We start from the raw sequence: 26,442 nt of genomic DNA, 5'->3' as shown, positions 1-26,442 counted from the left end.
TCGACGCGTGGTAGAACGGTAGCTGCGCGGTTCTCGCTGTTTTCCGGGTAGCGGCCCCGGCGCCGATCTCGTCAGTTTATATGGGCGCGTTGCCACATGATCGCCAGCCCCTGGATCGTCAGGTCGGGCTCGATCGCGTCGAAGACGCTCGTGTGGCGCTCGAACAACGTGGCGAGCCCGCCGGTCGCAATCACCTTTACCGGGCGGCCGACTTCCGCCTTCATCCGCGCGACCAGCCCCTCGATCATCGCGATATAGCCCCAGTAGATGCCGATGTTCATCTGGTCGACCGTGTTGCGCCCGATCACGCTGTTCACCGCGGGCGCCTCGATCGCGATCCGCGGCAGCTTGGCCGCGGCGGCGACGAGCGCATCGAGCGACAGGTTGATGCCGGGCGCGATGATTCCGCCCTTGTACGCGCCCTTGTAGTCAGAAAAGTCGACCGTGGTCGCAGTGCCGAAATCGATCACGATCAGGTCGCCGGCGTGCAGCGCGTGCGCCGCAATCGTGTTGACCGCACGGTCGGCGCCCAGCGACGCGGGCTCGTCGACGTCGATCGACACGCCCCATTCGAGCGGTGCACGCCCCGCGATCAGCGCTTCGCCGCCAAAATACTTGCTCGCAAGCACCTGCAAATTGTGGAGCGCCCGCGGCACGACCGTGGAGATCACCACCGCCGCCACCTGCTCGCGCGCATAGCCTTCGAGCGCGAGCAACTGGCTGAGCCACACCGCATATTCGTCCGCGGTCCGCCTGGGGTCGGTCGCGATCCGCCAGCGCGCCTTGATCTCGCGCGCCTCGGCGGTCACCTCGACCAGCGCGAAGACGACATTGGTGTTGCCGGCATCGATCGCGAGCAGCATCGCTCCCTCTCCCCTAGACCAGGAATATGTCGCCGGCGTGGATGACACGCGAGCCGCCGTCCTCCAAGCGCAACCGCAACGCACCCTGTGCATTCAGCCCGTCGAAGGCACCCACCTGTTCGCCGCCCTCGGGCAGTCGCACGCGTAGCGACGTGCCCGGCGCATGCGCGCGCTCGCTCCAGCGCTCGATGATTGGTGCCAGCCCCTGCGTGCGCCACAGCGTCAGCCAAGCGGCAGTCAGCGCGGCGAGGCGATCGGTGAAGGTCGCCACGTCCACGCTCGCACCCTCGGCGTGGAGGCTGGTGGCGGCGCGATCAGGCAGATCGGGATGGTGCGCGATGTTGACGCCGATGCCGATCACGACGTGTGCGCCGGCGCGCTCGAGCAGGATGCCCGACACCTTGGCGCCCGCGATCAGCAGGTCGTTGGGCCATTTGATCGCGAGCTTTCGCCGCGCAGCCTCGGGCAGCACCGCCGCAACCGCTTCCTCCAACGCGACCGCTGCCACCAACGCTAAACTGGGCGCGGGCGGATCGTCGGCGCTCAGCGTAACGATCGTGCTGGCGTACATGTTGCCTACTGGCGAGACCCAGTCGCGACCGAGCCGCCCGCGTCCCGCCAACTGCCGCTCGCTACGCAGCCAAACGCCCTCACTCGCACTTCCCGCCTCCGCCATTGCAAGCAGGTCGGAGTTGGTCGATCCCGTCTCCGCGACGGTGATGATGCGCGGGGCCGCGATGTCGTGGTTCAGAACAGCGCCCGCGCCGCGGCGAGCGTCCAGCCCGACAGCAGCGGAATGGCGAGGTAGCCGAGCGGCGAGACGATCACCGCCGCGACTGCGATCAATCCGCCCTCCAGCGCATCACCGCGGCCAAACTCGGCAACCGGCTCGTCGAAGTACATCGTCTTGATGACGCGCAGATAATAATAGGCGCCGATCACGCTGAACGCGATGCCGAACACCGCCAGCGGGAACAGCCCCGCCTGCACCGCGGCGTAGAACACCTCGAACTTGGCATAGAAGCCGAACAGCGGTGGAATACCGGCGAGGCTGAACATGAAAATTGCCAGCGCGGCGGCGAGCGCCGGGCGCGTGCGCGACAGGCCCGACAGGCTAGCGATCGTCTCGATCGGCTGACCCTCGTGGTCGCGCATCTGCAGCACGACCAGAAAGCTGCCCAGCGTCATCGCGACGTAGATCGCCATGTAGTTGAGCACCGATGCGACGCCCTCGGGCGTACCCGCCGCCAAGCCGATCAGCGCGAAGCCGACATTGTTGATCGACGAGTAAGCCAGCAGCCGCTTGATGTTCTGCTGCCCGATCGCCGCAACCGCACCGAACAGAATCGAGGCGAGCGCGGCGAAGATCACGATCTGACGCCACTGCCCCTCGGCCGGTCCCATCGCCTCGACCGCGACCCGCACGCCGAGCGCTACTGCCGCGACCTTCGGCGCAGAGGCGAAGAACGCCGTCACCGGGGTCGGTGCGCCCTCGTACACGTCGGGCGTCCACATGTGGAACGGCACCGCCGACATCTTGAACGCCAATCCGGCGAACACGAACACAAGGCCAAACAGCAGGCCGTAGGACTTGGCGTCGCCGGTCAGCGGCGTCGCCGCGTAAGCGCCCGCGATCTCGTCGAACATCGTCGAACCGGTAAAACCGTACACTAGGCTGATGCCGTAGAGCAGGATACCCGAGGCAAGCGCACCGAGCACGAAATACTTGAGCCCTGCCTCGGCAGAACGACCGTCCTGCCGCATGAAGCTGGCCAACACATATCCCGACAGGCTCTGCAACTCGAGCCCCACGTAGAGCGTCAGCAGATCCGCTGCCGACACCATCATCCCCATGCCCGCGGCGGACAACAGGATTAGCACCGGATATTCTGGACGCAGATTGTCACCCGCGGTGCGCGCAAAGAAGTCCGGAGCCATCACGATCCCGACCGCGGCAGCGACGAAGATCAGCACCTTGGCAAAGCCGGCGAAACCATCCGCACGGTACAGACCGCCGAACGCATCACCGCCCGAGGTTGCAGGACCAACGAGCGCGATCAGCGCGCCCGCGAGCACCGCCACCGCGGCCCAGGACACGGCCTTGGTCGATGCCGGGCCACCCCAAGCGGCGACGAGCATCAGCACGATGCTGCCGACCGCGAGGATAACCTCGGGCAGCGTCATCGCGAGTTGGGAAGCATAGTCCATCAGTGCGCCTCCCCGGACGCCGGATTGTCATGAGCAGGTTCGGCGTGCGCCGACGGAATGATGCCGGTGCCGCGCGTTGGCTTGCTGTCACCCGCCGGTTGCGCACGGTTGATGCGCGCGAGCAGCACCTGCGTGTCCTTGCGCATCGGCGCGAGGAAGCTTTCGGGATAGACGCCCATCCACAGCACGACCGCAGCGATCGGCGCGAGCAGCCAGAGTTCGCGGCCCGACAGATCGGACATCGCGCGGACCTCGTCCGACTTGATCTCACCGAACACGACGCGACGGTACAGGTACAGCATGTACGCCGCACCCAGGATGATGCCGGTGGTGCACAGCAGCGCGGTCCAGGTCGACACCTGATACGCGCCCATGAGGCTCAGGATCTCACCGACGAAGTTGCTGGTGCCCGGCAGGCCGATAGACGCCATCGTGAACAGCAGGAAGAACAGCGCGTAGCGCGGCATGTTGATCGCGAGGCCGCCGTAGCGCGCGATCTCGCGCGTGTGGAGCCGGTCGTAGATCACGCCGACGCACAGGAACAGCGCGCCCGACACCAGACCGTGGCCCAGCATCACCATCATCGCGCCCTCGATCCCCTGCGCGTTGAACGCGAACAGGCCGATCGTCACGATCGCCATGTGCGCGACCGACGAATAAGCGATCAGCTTCTTCATGTCGGCCTGCACCAGCGCGACGAGGCTGGTGTAGATCACCGCCACCGCCGACAGACCGAAGATCAGCGGCGTCAGTTGCGCCGAGGCTTCGGGGAACATCGGCAGGCTGAAGCGCAGGAAGCCGTAGCCGCCGAGCTTCAGCAGCACGCCCGCGAGGATCACCGAACCGGCGGTCGGCGCCTGGACGTGCGCGTCGGGCAACCAGGTGTGGACCGGCCACATCGGCATCTTGACCGCGAACGACGCGAAGAACGCGAGCCACAGCCACGTCTGCACGTGCGCGGGAAAATCATACGCCATCAGCGCGGGGATGCTGGTCGTGTTCGCGGTGATGCTCATGTACAGCATCGCGATGAACATCAGCAGCGAGCCGAGCAGCGTGTACAGGAAGAACTTGTACGACGCGTAGATGCGGTTCGCCCCACCCCAGATGCCGATGATCAGGAACATCGGGATCAGGCCGGCTTCGAAGAAGATGTAGAACAGGAAGATGTCCTGCGCCGCGAATGTGCCGATCATCAGCACTTCGGTGAACAGGAACGCCGACATATATTCGGGCACGCGCTTCTCGATCGCGTGCCAGCTGGCGCCGATGCAGATCGGCATCAGGAACACGCTGAGCGCGATCAGCAGCAGCGCGTAGCCGTCGATGCCGAGCGCCCAGCCGAAGCGCCCGAACATCGGCGCATTCTCGACGAACTGCCACTGCGCGCCGCCGACGTCGAAGTTGAGCCACAACACGACGCCAAGCGCCAGATTGACGAGCGTCGCGGCGAGCGCGGTCATCCGCGCGGTCTGCGCCGAGAGGAACAGGCACGCGACGGCGGCGATCGCCGGCACCGCGAGCATGACGGACAGGATGGGGAAGCCGTTCATCGTGCCGCCCTCAACCCGCGATCGCCCAGGTGACCGCGGCGGTCAGCCCGATCAGCATGACAAAAGCATAGGTGTAAACATATCCCGTCTGGACGCGCCCGGCCATGCGGCTGCCGACCTGGACCAGCCACGCCGATCCGTTCGGACCGAAGCGGTCGATCGTCCCCTCGTCGCCCTTGTGCCAGAGCAGCCGCCCAATCGCGAACGCGGGCCTGACGAAGAGGAAATTGTAGAGCTCGTCGATGTACCACTTGTTCAACAGGAAGCGGTAGATCGGCTGGAACGTGTCCGCGGTCTTCGCGGGCGTCTCGGGCGAGCGGATGTAGCTCAGCCACGCGATCAGCAGCCCCGTCAGCATCACAATCGTCGCCGACAGCTGAACCAGCAGCGGTACCTGGTGCATCGAGTGCATCAGATGCTCGTTGAACGCGATCGCGCCCTTCCAGAACCGCTCGCCCGCGTCCGGTTCGATGAACCAGCCGTGGAAGGTGAAGCCCGCCGCGACCGCGCCGACCGACAGGACGATCAGCGGAATGAGCATCGGCAACGGGCTCTCGTGCGGGTGATAGCCGCCGGTGCCGACCGGGATCTCGTTGAAACCGCGCGTCTCGACGTGCGGCGTGTGGCCCGCGTCCTCGTGCGCGACGTCGCCGTGATGATGCTCGGCCTGCTTGCCGTGTTCGTGCACCTCGTGATCGGCGGCATGCGCGTGATCGCCGGCGTGATCGTGGCCGTGCGCGTGCGCGTCATGGATCGCGTGCTGGATATGCTCCGACGCGGCCCAGCGCGGCTTGCCCCAGAAGGTCAGGAACATGAGACGCCACGAATAGAAGCTCGTCAGCAGCGCGGCGAACACGCCCACCATCGAGGCGACGGGCGACCCGGCGGCCCAGCTGACCTCGATGATCGCGTCCTTCGAGTGATAGCCCGCGAACCCGCCGATGCCGTAGATGCCGACGCCGGTGATCGCGAGCGTACCGAGCAGCATCGCCCAGAACGTGACCGGGATCTCCTTACGCAGGCCACCGTAATAGCGCATGTCCTGCTCGTGGTGCATCGCGTGGATGACCGAGCCCGCGCCGAGGAACAGCAGCGCCTTGAAGAAGGCGTGCGTAAAGAGGTGGAACATCGCCGCGCCGTACGCGCCGACGCCGGCTGCGAAGAACATGTAACCCAGCTGCGAGCAGGTCGAATAAGCGATCACGCGCTTGATGTCGGTCTGCGTCGTCCCGATCGTCGCCGCGAACAGGCAGGTCGCGGCACCGATGAAGGTGACGAAGCCCAATGCGGTCGGGCTCGTCTCGAACATCGGCGACAGGCGGCACACCATGAACACGCCCGCGGTCACCATCGTCGCGGCGTGGATCAGCGCCGACACCGGAGTCGGGCCTTCCATCGCGTCAGGCAGCCAGGTGTGGAGGCCGAGCTGCGCCGACTTGCCCATCGCACCGACGAACAGCAACAGGCACAGCACCGTCATCGTGTCGGCGCGGAACCACAGGAAGCCGATCGTCGACCCCGCCATCGACGGTGCAGCGGCGAGGATCGCGGGGATCGAGACGGTGTTGAACACAAGATAGGTGCCGAAGATGCCGAGCATGAAGCCCAGATCGCCGACGCGGTTGACGACGAACGCCTTGATCGCGGCGGCATTGGCGCTCGGCTTACGGAACCAGAACCCGATCAGCAGGTAGCTGGCGAGGCCTACGCCTTCCCAGCCGAAGAACATCTGGATCAGATTGTCCGCGGTCACGAGCATCAGCATCGCGAAGGTGAACAGGCACAGATAGGCGAAGAAGCGCGGCTGATCCGGGTCCTCCGCCATATAGCCCCAGGAATAGAGGTGAACGAGCGCGGACACGCTGGTGATCACGACCAGCATCACCGCGGTCAGCGCGTCGACGCGCAGCGCCCACGACACGTCGAACGTGCCCGAGGTGATGAAGTGGAGCACGGGCGTGACGGTCGCCTCGGCGCCGCCGCTCAGATAACCGATGAAGATCGGCCACGACAGCAGGCACGACACGAACAGCGCGCCAGTCGTGATGACCTTTGCCGGGACCACGCCGAGCGAGCGGTTACCCAGCCCCGCGATGGCGGCCGCGACGAGCGGCAGGAATACGATGAAGAGGATCGAATGCACGGACGTCTTACCCCTTCATCCGGCTGGGATCGTCGACCGAGATCGACCCGCGACCGCGGAAGAAGATGACGAGGATGGCGAGGCCGATCGCGGCCTCACCCGCCGCCACCGTCAGCACAAACATCGCGAACACCTGTCCCACGAGATCGTGGAGCGCGGCCGAGAAGGCGACGAGGTTGATGTTCACCGCCAGCAGGATCAGCTCGATCGCCATCAGGATGACGATGATGTTCTTGCGGTTGAGGAAGATGCCGAGCACCCCCATCGTGAACAGCAGCGCCGCCACGACCAGATAATGGACGAGGCCGACGCCGCCCGCGATTTCGCCGCTCACAATTGCACTCCCTGCCCGATCTCGGGCCGCACGTTGCGCGTCGCGTCCTGCGGACGGCGCGCATTCTGCCGCGCGATGTTCTGATAGCGCGATCCCGAGCGCTCGCGGTGGGTCAGCACGATCGCGCCGATCATCGCGACGAGCAGCACCAGCCCCGCGCCCTCGAAGATGAAGAGGTAGCGCGTGTAGAGCAGCTGCCCGATCGCCTCGATGTTGGGAACGCCCGCGTCGGTCGGCGCCGCGCGCCGCGCGAGGTCGATCCCGCCCGCGCTCCAAGCACCGACGCCGATCAGGATCTCCGCGACCAGCGCGACCGCGAGCAGCAGGCCGAGTGCGGCATAGCGCACAAAGCCCGCCCTCAGCTCTGCGAAGTCGATGTCGAGCATCATGACGACGAACAGGAACAGCACCGCGACCGCACCGACGTAGACGATGACGAGCAGCATCGCGATGAACTCCGCTCCCACGAGCACCATCAGCCCCGCGGCGTTGAAGAACGCGAGGATCAGCCACAGCACGGAATGGACCGGGTTGCGCGAAAGGATCGTCATGGCGCCCGAGAGCAGCACGACGAGCGCGAACAGGTAAAAGGCGAGCGCCTGGATCACGATATTCTACGAGCCCCTTTGGTGCCTGTCGGTCTGTGGTGCGCGCTTAACGGTACGGCGCGTCGGCAGCAAGGTTCGCCGCAATCGCGCGCTCCCACCGGTCGCCGTTATCGAGCAGCTTCGCCTTGTCGTAGATCAACTCCTCGCGCGTCTCGGTCGAGAAATCGAGGTTCGGCCCCTCGACGATTGCGTCAACCGGGCATGCTTCCTGGCAAAGGCCACAATAGATGCACTTGGTCATGTCGATGTCGTAGCGCGTCGTGCGGCGGCTGCCGTCGTCGCGCGGTTCGGCCTCGATCGTGATCGCCAGCGCCGGGCACACCGCCTCGCACAGCTTGCACGCAATGCATCGTTCCTCGCCGTTCGGATAACGGCGCAGCGCATGCTCGCCGCGGAAGCGCGGGGAGAGCGGGTTCTTCTCGTACGGATAGTTGATCGTCGCCTTGGGTTTGAAGAAATACTTCAGCGTGAGGGCGTGCGCCTTCACGAACTCCCAAAGCGTGAACGACTTGATCGTTTGCGCGATACTCATTTCAAATCCCCACGCGCATGAACATCAGCACGCCCGACACCAGGAACACCCAGAACAACGACAACGGCAGGAACACCTTCCACCCCAGCCGCATCAGCTGGTCGTAGCGGTAGCGCGGCACCGTCGCCTTGATCCAGGAGAACACGAAGAAGAAGAACAGGATCTTGGCGCACAGCCAGATAATCCCCGGCACCATGTACAGCGGCGCCCAATCAAACGGCGGCAGGTATCCGCCCCAGAACAACGTCGCGTTCAGCGTGCACATCAGCAGGACGTTGGCGTACTCGCCCAGCCAGTAGAGCGCGAAGCTCATCGAGCTGTACTCGGTCTGATACCCTGCGACGAGCTCCGACTCCGCCTCGGTCAGGTCGAACGGTGCGCGCTGCGTTTCCGCCAGCGACGAGATCAGGAACACGACCGACATCGGAAACAACAGCGGGTTGAACGCGAAGCCGTTGATGAACCCGTACAGCCCCTTCTGCGCTTCGACGATCCCGGTCAGGTTGAACGTGCCCGCCCACATCACAATCGAGATCAGCACGAACCCGATCGCAACTTCGTAGCTGACCATCTGCGCCGCGGCGCGGATTGCGGAGAAGAACGGATACTTCGAGTTTGACGACCAGCCCGCCAGGATGATGCCGTATACACCCAGCGACGACGCCGCGAGCACGTAGAGCAACCCGACATTGATGTCGGCGAGCACCACGCTCGGCTGGAACGGCACCACCGCCCAGACAATCAGCGCGACCGTGAAGGTGATGATCGGCGCGAGCAGGAACAGGCCACGGTTGGCCGCGGACGGAACAATCGTTTCCTGCAGGAACACCTTCAAACCGTCGGCGAAGCTCTGCAGCAAGCCGAACGGGCCGACGACGTTGGGCCCGCGGCGCAGCGCCATCGCCGCCCAGATCTTGCGATCGGCGTAGATGATCATCGCGACCGCCAGCATCAGCGGCAGCGCGATCACCAGGATGCCGATGATCGTGGCGAGGAACCACGACCAGCCGTACGACATACCCAGCGTTGTGTTGAAGAAGCCGGTCACTCCGCTGCCTCCGCGAAGCTCTCACCATGGATCAGTTCCGCCGAGCAGCGCTGCATCGTCGGCGACGCGCGGCAGATCGCGTTGGTGAGATAGAAATCCTTGATCGGGTAACCCTCGATCCGCCCCGACGCCATCGTGCCGAGCGACGGCGGGTTCCACGCGAACCTTTTGAGCCCGAGCTCAGCCAGATCGGGACAGTCGAGCGCCATGGCCGCGCGTAGCTCGTCGAGCGTGTCGAACGACAGCGTCTTGCCGAGCTTGTCCGACAGCGCACGGAAGATCGCCCAGTCCTCGCGCGCATCGCCCGGCGGGAACCCAGCGCGCTCGCCGCGCTGGACGCGACCTTCCAGGTTGACGAACGTCCCCGATTTCTCCGCGTAGCTCGCACCCGGCAGAATCACGTCGGCGTGGTGCGCACCACCGTCACCGTGGTGGCCGACGAAGACCTTGAACCCGGTGAATTTCGTGAAGTCGCACTCGTCCGCGCCGAGGAAGAAGGTCAGCTTGGCGTCGTGCAGGTCGGCAATCCCGCCCTTCGACGCGTAGCCGAGCATCAGCCCGCCCATCCGGCTCGCCGCCATGTGCACGACGTTGAAGCCGTTCCAGCCATCGCGCACCAGGTTGAGGCTGTTGACGAGGCCAAGTGCCGCGCCGTGTGCGCCCTTCAACGCCGCACCGCCGACGATCACCATCGGACGCTCGGCCTTGCCGAACGCCTCTGTCACCACCTCGGGTAGGTTGCCGAGGATCGACAGATCGTCGCCGAGCCACTCGACCTTGTAGGTCAGCTCGGTCTCGGGCCCGATCGCGAACACCTTGGCACCGCGCTTGATCGCCTTGCGCACGCGGGTGTTCACCAGCGCGGCTTCCCAGCGCAAATTGGTGCCGATGAGCAGGATCGCGTCCGCTTCCTCGGTGCCCGCGATCGTGGTGTTGAAGTTCACCGCCGCAAGGCTGGACGTGTCATAGTCCATGCCGGTCTGGCGCCCTTCAAACTTGGCGTCGCCGAGTTGCGTGAGCAGCGCCTTGGCCGCGAACATCGTCTCGCAATCGACCAGATCGCCCGCGACCGCCGCGACCGATCCGCCGTGCTCGACGTCCGCGATCACCGCGAATGCCTCGTCCCAGCTAACGGGATGCAGCTTGCCGTCGCGCCGCACGTACGGACGATCGAGGCGCTTGCGGACCAAGCCGTCGACTGCGTGACGCGTCTTGTCCGTCGCCCATTCCTCGTTGACGTCGTCGTTGACGCGCGGGACCGCGCGCAGCACCTGTCTCCCACGCGCATCGAGCCGGATGTTGGTGCCGACCGCGTCCATCACGTCGATCGACAGCGTCTTGCGCAGCTCCCACGGCCGCGCTTCGAACGCGTAGGGCTTGCTGGTCAGCGCGCCGACCGGGCACAGGTCGACCACGTTGCCCGACAGCTCGCTCGTCACCGCTTCCTCAAGATAGCTGGTGATCTGCATGTTCTCGCCGCGGTAGATCGCGCCGATTTCCTCCACGCCCGCGACTTCCTCCGCGAAGCGGACGCAGCGCGTGCACTGAATGCAGCGGGTCATGATCGTTTTGACGATCGGCCCCATGTACTTCTCGGTGACCGCGCGCTTGTTCTCGGCAAAGCGCGAGCGCCCGCGACCATAGGCGACCGACTGATCCTGCAGGTCGCACTCACCGCCCTGATCGCAGATCGGGCAGTCGAGCGGGTGGTTGATCAGCAGGAATTCCATGATGCCCTCACGGGCGTGCTTCACCATCGGCGTGGTGGTGAACACTTCCTGATTGTCCGCGGCCGGCAGCGCGCACGACGCCTGCGGCTTGGGCGGGCCTGGCTTCACCTCGACCAGGCACATGCGGCAATTGCCCGCGATGCTCAGCCGTTCGTGATAACAGAAACGCGGGATTTCCTTGCCCGCGATCTCGCATGCCTGGAGGACGGTGGCACCCTGCGGCACCTCGACCTCGATCCCGTCTACCTTCAGCTTAGGCATTATTCGGCAGCTTCCTGCATGGGAGTGAGATCACCCCCGATCGTTCCTGTCCGCTCGTGGATGCGGCGCTCCAGCTCGGGGCGGAAATGCTTGATCAAACCCTGGATCGGCCATGCCGCAGCATCACCCAGCGCGCAGATCGAGTGGCCCTCAACCTGCTTGGTCACCTGCTGGAGCATATCGATCTCGCCGATCTCGGCGTCGCCGGTGCGCAGCCGCTCCATTACGCGCCACATCCAGCCGGTGCCCTCGCGGCACGGCGTGCATTGGCCGCAGCTCTCGTGCTTGTAGAAGTAAGAGATGCGGCTGATCGCGCGGACGACGTCGGTCGACTTGTCCATGACGATGACGGCAGCCGTACCCAGGCCCGAGCCGACGCCTTTCAGCCCGTCGAAGTCCATCGGACAGTCGATGATGTCCTTGGCCGGCACCAGCGGCACCGACGAGCCGCCCGGAATAACCGCGAGCAGATTGTCCCAGCCGCCGCGGATACCGCCGCAATGCTTCTCGATCAGCTCGCGGAAGCTGATGCTCATCGCTTCCTCGACCACTGTCGGCTTCTCGACGTGGCCGCTGATCTGGAACAGCTTGGTGCCCTTGTTGTTCTCGTTGCCGAAGCTCGAGAACCACGCGGCACCGCGTCGCAGGATCGTCGGCGCGACCGCGATCGACTCGACGTTGTTGACCGTCGTCGGGCAGCCGTAGAGGCCCGCACCCGCCGGGAACGGCGGCTTGAGGCGCGGCTGACCCTTCTTGCCCTCCAGGCTCTCGAGCATCGCGGTTTCCTCACCGCAGATGTACGCGCCCGCGCCGCGATGGACGAACACGTCGAAGTCGTAGCCCGACCCGCACGCGTTCTTGCCGACCAGCCCGCGATCATACGCCTCAGCGACCGCGGCGAACAGCACCTCGGCCTCGCGGATATATTCACCGCGTATGTAGATATAGGCCGCCCGCGCGCGCATCGCGAAGCCCGCGACTAGCGCACCCTCGATCAGCTTGTGCGGATCGTGCCGCATGATCTCGCGGTCCTTGCACGAACCAGGCTCGGACTCGTCGGCGTTGATGACGAGGAAGTTCGGCCGATCGGGCTTGGGCTCCTTCGGCATGAAGCTCCACTTCGTGCCGGTCGGGAAACCCGCACCACCGCGCCCGCGCAGACCCGACGCCTTGATCACGTCGATGATCTTGTCCTGGCCGAGTGCCAGCAGGTCCTTGGTATTGTCCCAATCACCGCGCTGCATCGCGGCATCCACCCGCCACGACTGGAAGCCGTACAGGTTGGTGAAGATACGATCCTTGTCGGCGAGACTCACTGCCCGTCCCTCAACTCTAGTCGACGCTCCATGCGATCCAACCGCCCTTCCACCCGGTCAAGCCGATGAGTGATGCCCGCGTTGGAGACAGTCAGACCGGACATATGGTCCTCGACTGCGGATAGACGCAATTTCATGTCACCCAGTTCGAGCCCGATGTTGTCGAGCTTGGCGCTGATCCGCTTCATCCACTCCAGCGTATGGCTGGCGATCTCGGTGTCAGCCATTGGCCCACTCCCCGCGGTAATCGTAGTTCTCGCCAACCATTGCAGTCAGCGTGGTCGGACCGCCGTACGGCTCGACCGTGTGGCGCCCCGGCTCCTGCGAGCCGGCCTTCGGCGTCTCGCCGTTCGCCAGCGCTTCCAGGATCGCGGTGGTGCGATCGTAGTCGAGGTCCTCGTAATTGTCGTCGTTGATCTGGACCATCGGCGCCGACGCGCAATTGCCCATGCACTCGACCTCGGTCAGCGTGAACAGGCCGTCGGGGGTCGTACGCCCCTTGATCAATCCCTTGTTCTTGCACGCCGCGAACACGTCGTCCGACCCGCGCAGCACGCACGGCGTCGTGCCGCACACCTGGACGTGGAAACGCCCGACCGGAGCGAGATTGAACATCGTGTAGAAGGTCGCGACCTCAAACACGCGGATGTAGGGCACACCTATCTCGCGCGCGACGAACTCGATCACCGGCACAGGCAGCCAGCCCTGTGTGTTCGTCTCCTCGCCCACCTGGCGCTGCGCCAGGTCGAGCAGCGGGATCGAGCCCGACTGCTCGCGGCCCTTGGGATAACGCCCGAGGATCTCGTTGCGCTTGATCTGGTTCGCTTCGCTCCACGCGAACGCGCCCCAGCGCGCACGGGTCTCGGCCTCGTCGGGGATCTGCGGTCCGTCAGCCATCAGCGATCACATTCACCAAAAACGATATCCATCGCGCCCAGGATCGCGGTGGTGTCCGCGAGCATGTGGCCGCGGCTCATGAAGTCCATCGCCTGCAGGTGCGAGAAGGCGGTCGGACGGATCTTGCAGCGGTACGGCTTGTTGCTGCCGTCGCTGACCAGATACACGCCGAACTCGCCCTTTGGGCTCTCGGTCGCGACATACACTTCCCCCGCCGGCACGTGATAGCCCTCGGTGTAGAGCTTGAAGTGATGGATCAGCGCTTCCATCGACTGCTTCATCTCGGCGCGCTTGGGCGGCACGACCTTGCGGTCGAGGCTGGCGATCGGCCCTTCGGGCATCTCGTTCAAGCACTGACGCATGATGCGCGCCGACTGACGCACTTCCTCCACGCGGACCATGAAGCGATCGTAGCAGTCACCGCGCGTGCCGACGGGAATGTCGAAGTCCATCCGGTCATACACGTCGTAAGGCTGCGACTTGCGCAGATCCCACGGGATACCCGCGGCACGGATCATCGGGCCAGAGAAGCCCCATGCGATCGCGTCGTCGCGACTGACGGTGCCGATGTCGACGTTGCGCTGCTTGAAGATCCGATTGTCGGCGACAAGACTGATTGCGTCCTCGAACAAGCGCGGCAAGCGCGTGTCGAGCCAGTCGGCGATGTCGGTCAATAGCTTCAGCGGCACGTCCTGGTGGACACCGCCCGGCCGCATGTAATTGTGGTGCATCCGCGCACCCGACGCACGCTCGAAAAAGCCGTAGCAATCCTCGCGGATCTCGAACAACCACAGGTTGGGCGTCATCGCGCCGACGTCCATCACGTGCGAACCGAGATTCAGCATATGGTTGGAGATGCGCGTCAGCTCGGCGAAGAACACGCGCAGATATTGCGCGCGCAGCGGCACTTCGAGGTCGAGCAGCTTCTCGATCGCGAGCACGAACGTGTGCTCCATGCACATCGGCGAGCAGTAATCGAGCCGGTCGAAATACGGGATCGCCTGCGCGTAGGTCTTGTACTCGATCAGCTTCTCGGTGCCGCGGTGGAGCAGCCCGACGTGCGGGTCGATCCGCTCGATGATCTCGCCGTCCAGCTCCATGACGAGCCGCAGCACGCCGTGGGCCGCAGGGTGCTGCGGGCCGAAGTTGATCGTGTAGTTCTGGATCGCGACATCACCCTCGCTCGGGTGCGAGGCATCGGTCGCGCCAACAATCTTCTCGACCGCGGGATCAATCTCACGATCGACGGTCATCGTCTTGTCGGGCTGATGCCCAACGGACGGGTCGTTACCTACCAAGGTATCGGTCATTGGTTCTGCCCTCCCTTGCCGGGCACGACATCGGGGTCGGCGGGCTTGGGTTTGGAATCAGGATTGTCCTTGCCAGCGCCCGTCTCCGCGGTGCTCGTCGCATCGGTCTTCGCGTAAGGCTCGCTCGACGCGGCCGGCGCTTTGGCATCGGTCTTGGTCGCGCCCGCATTTTGCACCTGCGTAGCGTTCACCGGGGTCTGTGCACCCTTGGCCTGCGGCAAGGCGGCATCCTTCGCCTTTTCATCGCCCGGCAGTACGTATTCGGCGCCTTCCCACGGGCTCATGAAGTCGAAGCTGCGAAAATCCTGTGCCAGCTTGACCGGCTCGTAGACGACCCGCTTCTGCTCCTCGGAATAACGCATCTCGACGAAGCCAGAGAGCGGGAAGTCCTTGCGAAACGGGTGACCGCGGAAGCCATAATCGGTCAGGATGCGGCGCAGGTCCTGATTGCCCGCGAACAGCACGCCGTACATGTCGTACACTTCGCGCTCGAGCCAGCCCGCGACTGGCCACAGCCCTGTTACGCTCGGTACCGGCGTGTCCTCTGACGCGCGCACGTGGACGTGCAGGCGATGGTTACGCGTCAACGAAAGCAGGCAGTAGACGACCTCGAACCGCTCGGCCCCGCGATCGGGATAATCGACGCCAGCGATCTCCATCAACTGCTGGTATTCGAGCCCCGGCGTGTCGCGCAGCGTGACCAGCGCCGAGACCAGCGCCTCGCGCGTCACGTGCAACTGCACCTCGCCCGCACGTGCGAAAGCGTCGACCAAACCACCGCCGATCGCGGCCTGCGCGGTGGCGATCGTCTCGTCGTTCAGGCTGTAGGCGTATGCCGGTGCCGGCGCCCTCATCGCTCAATGCTCCCGCTGCGGCGGATCTTACGCTGCAACTGCATGATGCCATAGAGCAGCGCTTCCGCGGTCGGCGGGCAGCCCGGCACGTAGATGTCGACTGGCACGACGCGGTCGCAGCCGCGCACCACCGAGTAGCTGTAATGATAGTAACCGCCGCCATTGGCGCAGCTGCCCATCGAAATGACGTACTTCGGCTCCGACATCTGGTCGTAGACCTTGCGCAACGCCGGAGCCATCTTGTTGCAGAGCGTGCCCGCGACGATCATCACGTCCGACTGGCGCGGAGACGCGCGCGGCGCGGCCCCGAAGCGCTCCAGATCGTAGCGCGGCATGTTGACGTGGATCATCTCCACGGCGCAGCACGCGAGGCCGAAGGTCATCCACCAGAGCGAGCCCGTCCGCGCCCACTGGAACAACTCTTCCGACGAAGTGACCAAAAAGCCCTTGTCGTTCAGCTCACCGTTCAACCCGTCAAAGAAACCCTGATCGGGCGCGACGACCGAGCGGCCAGTTTCCGGCGCGTTGACGAGCCCGATCGGCCCGGAGTGTGCTTCTACTCCCACTCCAACGCTCCCTTCTTCCACGCGTAAACAAGCCCGAGCGCGAGCTCCGCGATAAATACCATCATGCTGATCCACGCCGTCCATCCGAGCGAGAAAACGCTTACCGCCCAAGGATATAGGAACGCCGCTTCCAAATCGAAGATGATGAACAGAATGGCAACGAGATAAAAGCGCACGTCGAACTGACTGCGGCTGTCCTCGAACGCGGGGAAACCGCATTCATATTCGGACAATTTCTCCGCGGTCGGCTTGTACGAGCCCGTGATCCGCGACACCGCCATCGGCAGGAACACGAACGCCGAGGACAGGATCAGCGCCACCCCGAGGAATATCAGGATCGGCAGATATTGCGACAGGTCGACCAATGTCAGACTCTCAATGCTACGTTCAGACGCTCGTACTGCATGTGCGAACGATTGCCGGCCGCTTTAAGCCTCTGGGCAGGGACGGGCAAGGCGCGCGGGGCGTGAGAATGAATCGCAACACCCCGCCCAGGCACCCCTGCCCGGCTGCTCAGCGCAGCGATTGCGCCAGCATCTTATGGAGCTTCGAATGCAGGCCGTCGTTCGACGCCAGGAACTCGTTGCGCTCCATGTAGCGGTCGCCGCCGCGGAAATCGGTGACGAAGCCGCCGGCTTCCTTCACCAGCAGCACCCCGGCCGAGACGTCCCACGGCTTCAGGTCGCTTTCCCAGAACCCGTCGAAGCGTCCCGCCGCGACCCAGGCGAGGTCGAGCGTCGCCGCACCCAGGCGGCGAATGCCCGCCACCTGCGGCGCGATGCCGCCGAAGATGCGCGTCCATTGCACGAAGTCACCGTGACCCATGAACGGGATGCCAGTCGCGATCAGCGCCTCCGACGGCTCGCGCCTAGCCGACACGCGCAACCGCTGGTCCTGCAACCACGCGCCGCGGCCCTTTTCTGCCCAAAAGCTCTCGTCGGTCAGCGGTTGGTAGGTGAGCGCGGTCGTGATCTCGCGCTTGCCGTTCGGCAGCGGCTCCTCGACCGCGATCGAGATGGCGAAATGCGGAATACCGTGAAGGAAGTTGGACGTGCCATCGAGCGGGTCGACGATGAAGCGCGGCTTGGTCGGATCGCCCGCGATCTCGCCACGCTCCTCCATCAGGAAGCCCCAGTCGGGCCGCGCCTTCGACAATTCCTCGAACAGCGTCTGCTCGCAGCGCTGATCGGCCTGGCTGACGAAGTCCGCGGGCCCCTTGCGGCTGACCTGGAGCTGCTGGACCTCGTTGAAGTCGCGACGCAGCCGCGGCGCGGCCTTGCGTGCCGCGCGCTCAATGATCGTGAACAGGCCGGAATGGGATGGCATGACAGAAGCCCTCGCCCCTCCGGGGAGAGGGTTTGGATTGGGGAGCCTCACGCATGGTTGCGTGAGGGAGAATGGGGCCGCCCCGGTGGCCCCCTCCCCCGGCCCTTCGATGAGGGCACTTAAAACAGCGGCTCGCCGCGGGCAAAGCCCGCGTCGTCGGTCGCGCCGATGGCGCGCCGGCCGGGCGGCCAACTGTGCGATTAGCGTCCGCTAATCGTCTCAGTCGGCTCGCCGCACATACGTCTGCTCGTACACATCAACCACGATCCGCGTTCCTGCCGAAATGTGCGGCGGCACCATGACGCGCACGCCGTTGTCGAGGATCGCGGGCTTGTAGCTCGATGAGGCGGTCTGGCCCTTCACCACCGCGTCGGCCTCGACGATCTCGGCCTCGATCGTGTCGGGCAGCTGCACGCTGATCGGATCCTCGTCGTACAATTCCATGACGACATCCATGCCGTCCTGCAGAAACGCGGCGGCATCGCCTAAGAGGTCGCGCGGCAGCGTCACCTGATCGTAGGTCTGCTTGTCCATGAAGACGAGCCCGTCGCCCTCGGCGAACAGGAATTGAAAGTCCTTGGTGTCGAGCCGCACGCGCTCGACCGATTCCGCCGAGCGAAAGCGGACGTTGTTCTTGCGCCCGTCGCGCAGGTTCTTCAACTCGACCTGCATGTACGCTCCGCCCTTGCCGGGCTGGGTGTGCTGAATCTTCACGGCGCGCCAGATGCCGCCTTCATACTCGATGATATTGCCGGGACGGATGTCCACGCCACTGATCTTCATGGATCTCGCCTATGGAAAAGAGCTGGGGCTGCCGCACGCGGGCGGATAGCCGGTGCGCGCCGTCTAGCGCCCGGCGGGCTGGCGGGCAAGAAGCGGATACGGGTTGACGTTGTCGCCCTGCCACCAGCGCTCATCACCGTGCATCCGCGTGAGCCCGAAATGCAGGTGATAGTTGCCCGCGCCCGCGTCACCGGTGTCGCCGACGTAGCCCAGCACCTGCCCGGCGCGTACCCGCATGCCTTCGCGCACGCCCGGCGCGTAGCCGGCAAGATGCGCGTAGTAATAGGTCCAGCGTCGGTCGGCCGAGCGCTGGTATAGCGTCGTACCGCCGCGTCCGCTCTCGAACAACTTCTCGACCCAGCCATCGGCCGCCGCGATCACCGGCGTGCCCGCGCGCGCCATGATGTCGGTGCCGTGATGCCCACGCGCGCCGCCCTCGCGCGCCTCGCCCCAGCTGTCGCGTATGGCCGAGCGCGGCACGCCCGCGACGGGTACGCGCAGCCCCTCACTCGTGGTGGGTGTAGATGCAGGGGCGGGAACGTCGCGGGACACGCCGGCCTGCTTCGGCGTCGCGGGGGCAGGACCGAACGAGAGCATCGACGCGAAGCCAATCACCGCCAGAACGATCACTGCAGAAATGATGGCGCCAAGCCGTGTCATACCCCCCAGCATGGCGCGTCGGCCGCAGGCGTCAAGCGCGCCGCGTCCGTCAGCCCCGATGCGCGGCCGCCAGCGCCGCCTCGAACGCCTTTACCGCCGCCGCCTCGTCGCCGTTCCAGACCGATCCCGACGCCGCGACAAAGTCGGCGCCTGCCCCGACCAGCGGCGCGACATTGGCGGGCGTGATCCCGCCGATCGCAACGCTCGGCAGCTCGAACAAGGTCGACCACCACGACAGGATCGACGGCTCGGGGTGGTGCTTCACTTCCTTGGTCGTGGTCGGGTAGAAGGCGCCGAAGGCGACATAGTCCGCGTTCGCCTCACCCGCTTCCATCGCGAGGTGGCGGCTGTCGTGGCAGGTTACGCCGATCTGCACGTCGGGGCCGAGCAGCGCGCGCGCGTCGCGTGGGTCGTCGTCATCCTGCCCGAGATGGACGCCGTCAGCCCCCAGCCTCTTAGCCAGGCTCGCGCTGTCGTTGACGATGAAGGCGACGTCGTGCTCGGCGCAGATCTCCCGGAGCGGCTCGGCGAGCTTGGCCGCGGCGTGCTGGTCGATGCCCTTGACGCGGAACTGGAACGCCGCAACCGGCCCGGCGCCCAGCGCGCGGCGCAGCCGATCGGGGAAGCCGCCACTGACGTCGAGCGGGGAGACGAGGTACAATTGGCACGGCGGCCGCCGGTCGTCGCGCTTGAAGGCGGCGGCGAAACCAGGATCGAGCGGGCCGAGCGGGTCTTCGATGTCCATCGCGCCGCCCTAGCGCCTCGTCGATCGTGACGGAAGCACCAAGGCGAGCGTCGGCACCTATCGCAGCCGCCCCGTCGCGTGGGACGGCCGCGATAACAGCGACTTATTCCTCGTTCTTGTAGATTGCGATCAGCTTGGTCAGCATCTCCAGCGCCTCGCCGCGCTCGCGCTGGAAGGTGTTGCGCCCGATGATCGAGCCGTTGCCGCCACCATCGCGGATGTCGCGCGCGTCCTGGTACACCGCGTCCGAACCCTTCGACGCACCGCCCGAGAAGACAACCACGCGGCGCCCGGCGAAGCTCGACTGGACGACGTGCGCGACGCGCTTCGCCTGGGTCGAAGCATCGAGCTTCTCGTACGCCTTCTTCGCATCCTTCTGCTCGATATGCGCGCTCGGCAGCTTGACCTTGATGATGTGCGCGCCGAGCAGCGCGGCCATGTGCGCGGCATAGGCACCGACGTCGAGCGCGAGCTCGCCGTCCTTGGAGATGTCGCCCCCGCGCGGATAGGACCAGATCACCGTGGCGAGGCCGGCAGCCGATGCTTCCTCTCGCAGGCTGCGGATCTGCTCCATCATCTCGAAGATGTGGTCGGAGCCCGGGTAAATGGTGAAGCCGATCGCGGCGCAGCCGAGCCGCAGCGCGTCCTCGACGCTGCCGGTCTGCGCCTGGTTGATGCTGGTCGCCCAGCTGTTCGAAGAATTGACCTTGAGGATCGTCGGAATCTGTCCCGCGAACGTGTCGGCGCCCGCCTCCAGCATGCCGAGCGGGGCGGCATAGGCCGACAGGCCGGCGTCGATCGCGATCTGGTAATGGTAGTGCGGATCGTAGGCGGCGGGATTGACCGAGAACGACCGCGCCGGGCCGTGCTCGAAACCCTGATCGACCGGCAGGATCAGCAGCTTGCCGGTGCCGCCCAGCTTGCCGTGCATCAGGATGCGCGCGAGATTGGCCTTCACCGCGGGACTGGTGCCCTCGTATTTATCGAGGATGTTCTTGACGATCGGGGTCATGTTCAACTCCTAAGTATTTGGTCGTTAGAGGTTAAGCCAGCGGCGCAATGCCTGATCCACCTGCTCCATGCGGGTGGCGGAGGCATGGCCGATTACCTTGACGATGCGGTGACGCCGGACCGAGGTGATGCGATCCACCTGCACCTCGCACTCAACCGTCAGACCGGTATGTTCCTGCGGCGAGATGGCGACGCGGAACAGCGTTTCGCCGCCGATCACGTCGGTTAGCGGACAGACGGTGACGGTCGCGTGCGTTTCGTTGAACAGGTCAGCCTGTACGACGACGCTGGCGCGTGAGGGCCCCTCGTCGGCCGGCGGCGCGACCATGACGATGGCGCCGTGCGTCACCTCCACGCCGCATCCTCCTGCTCGATCACGTCCCAGAAGTGGTAATCGTCGTCGGCCTGGCGACGGGACGCGCGCTGCGACTGGCGACGCGCCTCGCGGCGGAACGCTTCGTCGTGGAGGTCGACGTAGCGACGCACGGCCTCGCGCGCGATGTCGCTCTTGCTGCGACCCTGCGAGCGAGCCACTGCGGCGAGACGCCGCTCGAGCTCCTCGTCCAATCGCACACCCAGCAAGCCCGCGCTCCTTTGTTGAACGTGTTAAACGTCGCTACGCCTGTGTGGCCGGCGGCGCAAGTCGGGAGACGTGAAACCTGTCCCGCGCGGCGCGTTCGATCCGGTGTGCGGTTAGCGTAGGGGGCCGGGCATATGGTGAGATGGACGTGCGTGCGTTGGCCACGCGTGCGCGGAAGGTCACGCTAAAGTCACACCAAGGCGGGTCCGATCGAGCCGGCCGGACGGATGCGACTTCGCGAAAGGTCACGCTAAGGTCACGCCAAGGCGTGTGCGATCGGGTCGGCAGAACGGGCGCGAGCGGTAAGAGGTCGCGAGATGCGTTGTTGGGCCGGATTTGCGTACCTTCGTCCGTCAAGCCGGACTTGATCCGGGGTCCTGCTTCTTGGTGACGGGAGGAGAAGGCAGCGGGATCCCGAATCAAGTCCGGGATGACGAGAGGGAGATGATTAGAGATTGCTCCGCGGTTGCGGCAGCGCGCGGTCGCGGGTTTCGGCGGAGCTGACGCGGCCGGGCTGCAATCTCTGCCGAGGTCAGGCCGCTACGTCGTGGGGCGACACCGGCGTCGGGCAGATAGCGATCGAACGGTTCAAAGAGCGCACGTTGGATAACAGACGTGCGCTCTTGTAGGACAGGCGTGCAGGTCCGGTGGCCGAATCAGCGCTCGAGAGCTGCGACGCCCGGCAGCTCGCGGCCTTCCATCCATTCCAGGAACGCGCCGCCCGCGGTCGAGACGAAGCTGAAGTCGCCCGCGACGCCTGCCTGGTTGAGTGCAGCGACCGTGTCGCCGCCGCCCGCGACCGAGACGAGGCCGCCTTCCTTGGTCAGCGCCGCCGCGGTGCGGGCGAGCGCGACGGTGGCGGCGTCGAACGGCGGGGTCTCGAATGCGCCGAGCGGGCCGTTCCACACCAATGTGCGGCAGTTCTTGAGCACGTCGCCGAGCGACTCGGCCGCGGCAGGCCCGATGTCCAGGATCATCTCGTCGACGGCGACCTCGTGGACATTGACGGTGCGCGTTTCCGGGTTCGGCTTGAACTCGCGCGCGACCACGACGTCGTACGGCAGGTGAACGGTGCAGCCCGCCTTGTCGGCGGCGTCGAGGATCTCCTCCGCGGTGCCGGTCAGGTCGTGCTCGCACAGGCTCTTGCCGACGTTCACCCCGCGCGCGGCGAGGAACGTGTTGGCCATGCCGCCGCCGATGATGAGGTGATCGACGCGCGCGACCAGGTGCTTGAGCACGTCGAGCTTGGTCGACACCTTGGCGCCGCCGACGACCGCGGCGACCGGGTGTTCGGGATTGCCGAGCGCTTTCTCCAGAGCGTCCAGCTCGGCCTCCATCTGCCGGCCGGCATAGGCCGGCAGGCGGCGCGCCAGCCCCTCGGTCGAAGCGTGCGCGCGGTGCGCGGCGGAGAACGCGTCGTTGACGTAGAGGTCGCCCAAGGTAGCAAAAAGATCAACGACTTGCGCGTCGTTCTTCTCTTCGCCACCGAAGAAGCGCGTGTTCTCCAGTACGCCGACGTCGCCCGGCTGCATCGTCGCGATCGCGGCTTCGGCACCTTCCCAGTCAATGTAGCGCACCGCGCGGCCGAGCACCGCTTCATAGGGCTTCACGATCTGCGCCAGCGACATGTCCGGCGACGGCAGGCCCTTGGGTCGGCCGAAATGCGCCAGGATCAGCACGATCGCGCCCTTGTCGGACAGTTCGGCGATCGTCGGCACCGTGGCGCGCAGGCGAGTGTCGTCGCTCACCTGCCCGTCGTGAAGCGGTACGTTCAGATCCTCGCGTACGAGGACGCGGCGGCCGTGAACGTCGCTGATGTCGTCGAGCGTTCGGAAGGACTTGTCCATGATTCCTCGATCCTGATCCTGTCACCGACGGCAATCACGCCGCCTTGTCTCACCATCGCGCACGCGCCGCCGCGCCAGTCGGGCAGCAGCGCCGCCTTCAACCCCGGTGCGAGTGCTTCCATCCGCTCGCACGGATCGGTCTCGCGCGTGATCTCCACCACCACGTCCGCACCGATCCTGAGCAGGACGCCTGGCACCTGCGGCAGGTCGAACTGGTCGATCAGCAGGTTGGAGCGTCGCATCTCCCAACCGATACTCTCGCCGATCTCGGCCAGTGCCGCGGCCCAGTCGCCACGCTCAATCAGCGTCATCTGCCGCTTGTAGGGCTTGCGCTTCATCGCGCCGCGATAGTCGCCGTGGATGCCCTCCTCGCACGTCACGACCGCGTGGTCGATCAGCTCCATCGGCGCCTTGGGGAAAGCGTGGCGCGCGATGCCGAGGAGGATGCCCATCGTTTATCCGTGATTGGGCGCCGCCGCGATCGCGTCGCGACGGCGCGGAAGTGATTTAGTCGAAGTTTGCCATCGCGGTGGCGGTGTCGACCATGCGGTTGGAGAAGCCCCATTCATTGTCGTACCAGCTGACGACGCGCACCAGCTTGCCGTCGATCACCGCGGTTTCCAGGCTGTCGACGGTCGACGAGTACGGCGTGTGGACGATGTCAATCGAGACGAGCGGCTCGTCGGAGAAATGGAGCACGCCCTTCATCGGGCCTTCGGCCGCGGCCTTGAGCAGCTCGTTGACCTCTTCGCGCGTGGTGTCGCGCGCGGGGGTGAAGGTCAGGTCGACCAGGCTGCCGTCCGGCACCGGCACGCGGACCGCCGATCCGTCGAGCTTGCCCTTGAGCTCCGGCAGCACCTCGCCCACCGCGCGGGCCGCACCCGTGGTCGTCGGGATCATGCTCATCGCGGCCGCGCGCGCACGGCGCAGGTCGGGGTGGATCTGGTCGAGAATCTTCTGGTCGTTGGTATAGGCGTGGATCGTGGTCATCAGCCCACGCTCGATCCCGATCGCGTCGTTCAGCACCTTGGCGACGGGCGCGAGGCAGTTGGTGGTGCACGATGCGTTCGACACGATCGTGTGACCGGCCTCGAGCTTGTCGTCGTTGACGCCGTAGACGACGGTGATGTCGACGCCCTTGGCCGGCGCGGAGATCAGCACCTTCTTCGCGCCCGCGTCGATGTGCTTCTGCGCGCTGGCGCGGTCGGTGAAGAAGCCGGTGCATTCGAGCACGATGTCGACGCCCAGTTCCTTGTGCGGCAGGTTGGCGGGATCACGCTCCGCGGTCACGCGGATGCGCTTGCCGTCGATGACGAGGTCGTTGCCCTCGGCCTCGACGGTGCCGTTGAAGCGGCCGTGGACGCTGTCGCGGCTGAACAGCCAGGCGTTCGACTTGGCATCGGCCAGGTCGTTGATGGTGACGAGTTCGAGGTCGCTGTTCCGCTCGATCAGCGCGCGCGCCACCAGGCGGCCGATGCGCCCGAAACCGTTGATCGCTACCTTGGTCATCGCTTCTTCCTCACCCGCCTGTTCGCAGTTGCAGCGGCCTTTGCCGGGCAAGCGGGGGGTGCGTCAACCGCATCGGACGTATTCGGCGCGGCGTATGACGTGCGCGCGCCGGTGCACACGTGAAACCCTCGTGTTCAAGCAATATCTTGCCGGGTCGCGGACGGCTGCCTATCCGTCTGCGTCATGGATCATCCGGCCCTCGCCCGCATCGAACAAGCGATTGAACGAATCGAGGCGGCGATCGCGCGCCGCCGCGTCGCCGCCGAGGCGATCGCCGAGCGTCACGCCGCGCTGAAATCGCGCATGGCGGAGGCGGTCGCAGCGCTCGACGCGGTGATGGCGCGTGAGGGGGCGGAATAATGGCGATGGTCACGCTCAAGATTGGCGACCTGTCGCACGAGGTCGCGTGCCGCGACGGCGGCGAGGCACGGCTGATGCAGGCGGGTGCGCTGATCGAGGAACGCTGGGCCTTGGCACGGCGCGCGGCGGGTTCGGGCGGGGTGCAGCGCACCTTTCTGCTGACCGCGCTAATGCTTGCCGACGCGCTGATCGAGGCACGCGAGGCACCCCCACCCGAGACGCCGGCCGACGTCGCGCTGGGTCGCATTGCCGAGCGGCTGGAAACGCTCGCATCGGCTCTTGAGGACGAGGCGGCGAAGCCCTAAGTTGGCGGTGGCGGGTTCTGCCCGGCACGAGCCAGACTTATCCCTGAGGCTATTCATCATCCATAGGGGGTTGTCCCTGCCCGGACCCTGGTCCGACGTACATGATCCCCACCTGACGTACTGTGCGTCGGTGGATATACCGGCAAACGACCATGGCGGTCCCGCCACCCGCCCCTATGCCGTCCGAGCGACGATGATCGAGCAGCAGCTGATCCGGCGCTGGAGGGTGCCACGGTTCGCTTGCCGGGTGAGCGTCGGGCGACGCTTCTCGCGCTACCCCCTTCGGCGATGCGCATGACCGACAAGAAGCAGCTTCGCGGCGACATGCGCCGCATCCGCGACGCCTTCGTCGTTCGCGCGCGTCCAACAATCAGCGTGCCCGCCCCGCTGCGTGCGCTGTTCGCACCCGACATGATCGTCGTCGCCTACGTAGCCGTTGGCAGCGAGGCCGACCCTGGTCCGCTGATCGCCGCCGCTCGTGCAGCGGGGTGCCGGATCGCGCTTCCTCACGTCGTTGACCGCGCGACCCCGCTGGTGTTCGTGCCGTGGAACGAGGACGACGCGCTGGTCGACGGTCCCTATCGGCTACGCCAACCCGCGCTGGGCAACGAGCGGCTCGCGCCCGACCTCGTGCTGACGCCGCTGGTCGCGTTCGACCGCGCGCTCAACCGCGTGGGACAGGGCGCGGGGCATTACGACCGCGCCTTTGCCGATTACCCCAACGCCACCCGCATCGGCGTCGCCTGGAGTGTGCAGGAGGTGGCGGACATCGAACCCGACGCGTGGGACGCCCCGCTCCACGCGATCGTCACCGAACAGGAATGGATCACGCGATGACCCCGGATTGGCGCAAACCCGTTGGCATGCTCGCGATCCTGGGGCTGATCGCGATCTGGTCGATCGTGATCATGTCGCTGTCGGGCGTGGTCGGCCAGTGGCACTGGACGCTCCAGTTTGCCTTCTACCTGGTCGCGGGCATCATCTGGATTACGCCGCTCAAGCCGCTGCTGCGCTGGATGGAGACGGGCCGGTGGCGCGCGTGAACCGCTGCTAAATCGGAACCGATGATGCTGAGGAAAACGCCTGAGGGTGG

31 protein-coding genes are annotated in these 26,442 nt (G+C 65.6%); 4 read left to right on the top strand and 27 right to left on the bottom strand.

Annotated features, from left to right (window positions below):
• Positions 1-71: 71 nt before the first annotated feature.
• From HRV97_RS02415 to gap, 27 genes are all read right to left on the bottom strand, one after another.
• A complete protein-coding gene (locus HRV97_RS02415; RefSeq protein WP_174192085.1) occupies positions 72-863 on the bottom strand; it encodes a type III pantothenate kinase in 792 nt (263 codons plus the stop codon).
• Positions 864-876: 13 nt separating this feature from the next.
• Positions 877-1,587 (bottom strand): biotin--[acetyl-CoA-carboxylase] ligase, encoded by a 711-nt coding sequence (locus tag HRV97_RS02410; RefSeq protein WP_174192635.1) that lies wholly within the window; start codon positions 1,585-1,587, stop codon positions 877-879.
• 23 nt (positions 1,588-1,610) lie between these two features.
• Positions 1,611-3,071: an NADH-quinone oxidoreductase subunit NuoN gene (gene nuoN, locus HRV97_RS02405; protein WP_174192084.1), complete on the bottom strand. Its 1,461-nt coding sequence runs from the start codon at positions 3,069-3,071 to the stop codon at positions 1,611-1,613.
• A complete protein-coding gene (locus tag HRV97_RS02400) occupies positions 3,071-4,624 on the bottom strand; it encodes an NADH-quinone oxidoreductase subunit M (RefSeq protein WP_174192083.1) in 1,554 nt (517 codons plus the stop codon). The genes nuoN and HRV97_RS02400 overlap by 1 nt, the downstream gene beginning before the upstream one ends.
• A 10-nt stretch (positions 4,625-4,634) precedes the next feature.
• On the bottom strand, positions 4,635-6,767 hold the full coding sequence (nuoL, locus tag HRV97_RS02395) for an NADH-quinone oxidoreductase subunit L (protein WP_174192082.1): 2,133 nt from the start codon (positions 6,765-6,767) through the stop codon (positions 4,635-4,637).
• A gap of 7 nt (positions 6,768-6,774) precedes the next feature.
• On the bottom strand, positions 6,775-7,089 hold the full coding sequence (gene nuoK, locus HRV97_RS02390; protein ID WP_037523803.1) for an NADH-quinone oxidoreductase subunit NuoK: 315 nt from the start codon (positions 7,087-7,089) through the stop codon (positions 6,775-6,777).
• Between the two features lie 8 nt (positions 7,090-7,097).
• Positions 7,098-7,709: an NADH-quinone oxidoreductase subunit J gene (locus HRV97_RS02385; RefSeq protein ID WP_174192081.1), complete on the bottom strand. Its 612-nt coding sequence runs from the start codon at positions 7,707-7,709 to the stop codon at positions 7,098-7,100.
• A gap of 46 nt (positions 7,710-7,755) precedes the next feature.
• Positions 7,756-8,241 carry an NADH-quinone oxidoreductase subunit NuoI gene (nuoI, locus tag HRV97_RS02380; protein ID WP_174192080.1) on the bottom strand — a complete coding sequence of 162 codons (486 nt, stop codon included), beginning with the start codon at positions 8,239-8,241 and terminating at the stop codon, positions 7,756-7,758.
• A gap of 1 nt (position 8,242) precedes the next feature.
• Complete coding sequence (gene nuoH, locus HRV97_RS02375; RefSeq protein ID WP_174192634.1) at positions 8,243-9,259, bottom strand: NADH-quinone oxidoreductase subunit NuoH; 1,017 nt, start codon at positions 9,257-9,259, stop codon at positions 8,243-8,245.
• A gap of 26 nt (positions 9,260-9,285) precedes the next feature.
• Positions 9,286-11,280: an NADH-quinone oxidoreductase subunit NuoG gene (gene nuoG / locus HRV97_RS02370; protein WP_174192079.1), complete on the bottom strand. Its 1,995-nt coding sequence runs from the start codon at positions 11,278-11,280 to the stop codon at positions 9,286-9,288.
• On the bottom strand, positions 11,280-12,596 hold the full coding sequence (gene nuoF, locus HRV97_RS02365) for an NADH-quinone oxidoreductase subunit NuoF (RefSeq protein WP_174192078.1): 1,317 nt from the start codon (positions 12,594-12,596) through the stop codon (positions 11,280-11,282). The genes nuoG and nuoF overlap by 1 nt, the downstream gene beginning before the upstream one ends.
• Entirely contained in the window at positions 12,593-12,823 is a 231-nt protein-coding gene (locus HRV97_RS02360; RefSeq protein ID WP_174192077.1) for a hypothetical protein, read from the bottom strand. The genes nuoF and HRV97_RS02360 overlap by 4 nt, the downstream gene beginning before the upstream one ends.
• On the bottom strand, positions 12,816-13,493 hold the full coding sequence (locus tag HRV97_RS02355) for a complex I 24 kDa subunit family protein (protein ID WP_174192076.1): 678 nt from the start codon (positions 13,491-13,493) through the stop codon (positions 12,816-12,818). Before HRV97_RS02355 ends, HRV97_RS02360 begins: the two co-directional genes overlap by 8 nt.
• Positions 13,493-14,746, bottom strand: coding sequence for an NADH-quinone oxidoreductase subunit D (locus HRV97_RS02350; protein ID WP_223176593.1), 1,254 nt, complete (start codon positions 14,744-14,746; stop codon positions 13,493-13,495). Before HRV97_RS02350 ends, HRV97_RS02355 begins: the two co-directional genes overlap by 1 nt.
• A gap of 53 nt (positions 14,747-14,799) precedes the next feature.
• Positions 14,800-15,657, bottom strand: a complete 858-nt coding sequence (locus tag HRV97_RS02345; RefSeq protein ID WP_174192075.1) for an NADH-quinone oxidoreductase subunit C — start codon at positions 15,655-15,657, stop codon at positions 14,800-14,802.
• Positions 15,654-16,196 (bottom strand): NuoB/complex I 20 kDa subunit family protein, encoded by a 543-nt coding sequence (locus HRV97_RS02340; RefSeq protein WP_174192632.1) that lies wholly within the window; start codon positions 16,194-16,196, stop codon positions 15,654-15,656. The genes HRV97_RS02345 and HRV97_RS02340 overlap by 4 nt, the downstream gene beginning before the upstream one ends.
• A gap of 17 nt (positions 16,197-16,213) precedes the next feature.
• Complete coding sequence (gene ndhC / locus HRV97_RS02335) at positions 16,214-16,588, bottom strand: NADH-quinone oxidoreductase subunit A (protein ID WP_174192074.1); 375 nt, start codon at positions 16,586-16,588, stop codon at positions 16,214-16,216.
• A 148-nt stretch (positions 16,589-16,736) separates the two neighbouring features.
• Positions 16,737-17,549 carry an inositol monophosphatase family protein gene (locus tag HRV97_RS02330; protein WP_174192073.1) on the bottom strand — a complete coding sequence of 271 codons (813 nt, stop codon included), beginning with the start codon at positions 17,547-17,549 and terminating at the stop codon, positions 16,737-16,739.
• Positions 17,550-17,768: 219 nt separating this feature from the next.
• Positions 17,769-18,332, bottom strand: coding sequence for an elongation factor P (gene efp, locus HRV97_RS02325; protein WP_174192072.1), 564 nt, complete (start codon positions 18,330-18,332; stop codon positions 17,769-17,771).
• 63 nt (positions 18,333-18,395) lie between these two features.
• Positions 18,396-18,929 carry a M23 family metallopeptidase gene (locus HRV97_RS02320; RefSeq protein ID WP_425505713.1) on the bottom strand — a complete coding sequence of 178 codons (534 nt, stop codon included), beginning with the start codon at positions 18,927-18,929 and terminating at the stop codon, positions 18,396-18,398.
• 112 nt (positions 18,930-19,041) lie between these two features.
• On the bottom strand, positions 19,042-19,737 hold the full coding sequence (thiE, locus tag HRV97_RS02315) for a thiamine phosphate synthase (RefSeq protein ID WP_174192070.1): 696 nt from the start codon (positions 19,735-19,737) through the stop codon (positions 19,042-19,044).
• Between the two features lie 103 nt (positions 19,738-19,840).
• Entirely contained in the window at positions 19,841-20,749 is a 909-nt protein-coding gene (locus HRV97_RS02310) for a class I fructose-bisphosphate aldolase (protein WP_174192069.1), read from the bottom strand.
• A gap of 24 nt (positions 20,750-20,773) precedes the next feature.
• Positions 20,774-21,103: a type II toxin-antitoxin system PemK/MazF family toxin gene (locus tag HRV97_RS02305; protein WP_343044408.1), complete on the bottom strand. Its 330-nt coding sequence runs from the start codon at positions 21,101-21,103 to the stop codon at positions 20,774-20,776.
• Complete coding sequence (locus tag HRV97_RS02300) at positions 21,094-21,321, bottom strand: ribbon-helix-helix protein, CopG family (RefSeq protein WP_174192630.1); 228 nt, start codon at positions 21,319-21,321, stop codon at positions 21,094-21,096. Before HRV97_RS02300 ends, HRV97_RS02305 begins: the two co-directional genes overlap by 10 nt.
• 663 nt (positions 21,322-21,984) lie before the next feature.
• Positions 21,985-23,175 (bottom strand): phosphoglycerate kinase, encoded by a 1,191-nt coding sequence (locus HRV97_RS02295; protein WP_174192068.1) that lies wholly within the window; start codon positions 23,173-23,175, stop codon positions 21,985-21,987.
• The gene (locus HRV97_RS02290) at positions 23,100-23,627 is read right to left on the bottom strand and encodes an MOSC domain-containing protein (protein WP_174192067.1); all 528 of its coding nucleotides are present in this window, start codon (positions 23,625-23,627) and stop codon (positions 23,100-23,102) included. The genes HRV97_RS02295 and HRV97_RS02290 overlap by 76 nt, the downstream gene beginning before the upstream one ends.
• A 55-nt stretch (positions 23,628-23,682) precedes the next feature.
• Positions 23,683-24,684, bottom strand: a complete 1,002-nt coding sequence (gap, locus tag HRV97_RS02285; protein WP_174192066.1) for a type I glyceraldehyde-3-phosphate dehydrogenase — start codon at positions 24,682-24,684, stop codon at positions 23,683-23,685.
• A gap of 183 nt (positions 24,685-24,867) precedes the next feature.
• Between gap and HRV97_RS02280 the strand changes: the two genes are divergently transcribed.
• From HRV97_RS02280 to HRV97_RS02265, 4 genes are all read left to right on the top strand, one after another.
• Positions 24,868-25,044: a hypothetical protein gene (locus HRV97_RS02280; RefSeq protein WP_174192065.1), complete on the top strand. Its 177-nt coding sequence runs from the start codon at positions 24,868-24,870 to the stop codon at positions 25,042-25,044.
• The gene (locus HRV97_RS02275; protein WP_174192064.1) at positions 25,044-25,349 is read left to right on the top strand and encodes a cell division protein ZapA; all 306 of its coding nucleotides are present in this window, start codon (positions 25,044-25,046) and stop codon (positions 25,347-25,349) included. The genes HRV97_RS02280 and HRV97_RS02275 overlap by 1 nt, the downstream gene beginning before the upstream one ends.
• Before the next feature lie 294 nt (positions 25,350-25,643).
• The gene (locus HRV97_RS02270; protein ID WP_174192063.1) at positions 25,644-26,186 is read left to right on the top strand and encodes a 5-formyltetrahydrofolate cyclo-ligase; all 543 of its coding nucleotides are present in this window, start codon (positions 25,644-25,646) and stop codon (positions 26,184-26,186) included.
• Positions 26,183-26,392 (top strand): DUF2842 domain-containing protein, encoded by a 210-nt coding sequence (locus HRV97_RS02265; RefSeq protein WP_174192062.1) that lies wholly within the window; start codon positions 26,183-26,185, stop codon positions 26,390-26,392. The genes HRV97_RS02270 and HRV97_RS02265 overlap by 4 nt, the downstream gene beginning before the upstream one ends.
• Positions 26,393-26,442 lie beyond the last annotated feature (50 nt).

The sequence above is a fragment of the Sphingomonas hominis genome (genome assembly GCF_013328205.1).
GTDB lineage: Bacteria > Pseudomonadota > Alphaproteobacteria > Sphingomonadales > Sphingomonadaceae > Sphingomonas > Sphingomonas hominis.
Note: the sequence above shows the minus strand (reverse complement) of the source record. Positions and strands in the feature narration are given on the sequence as shown.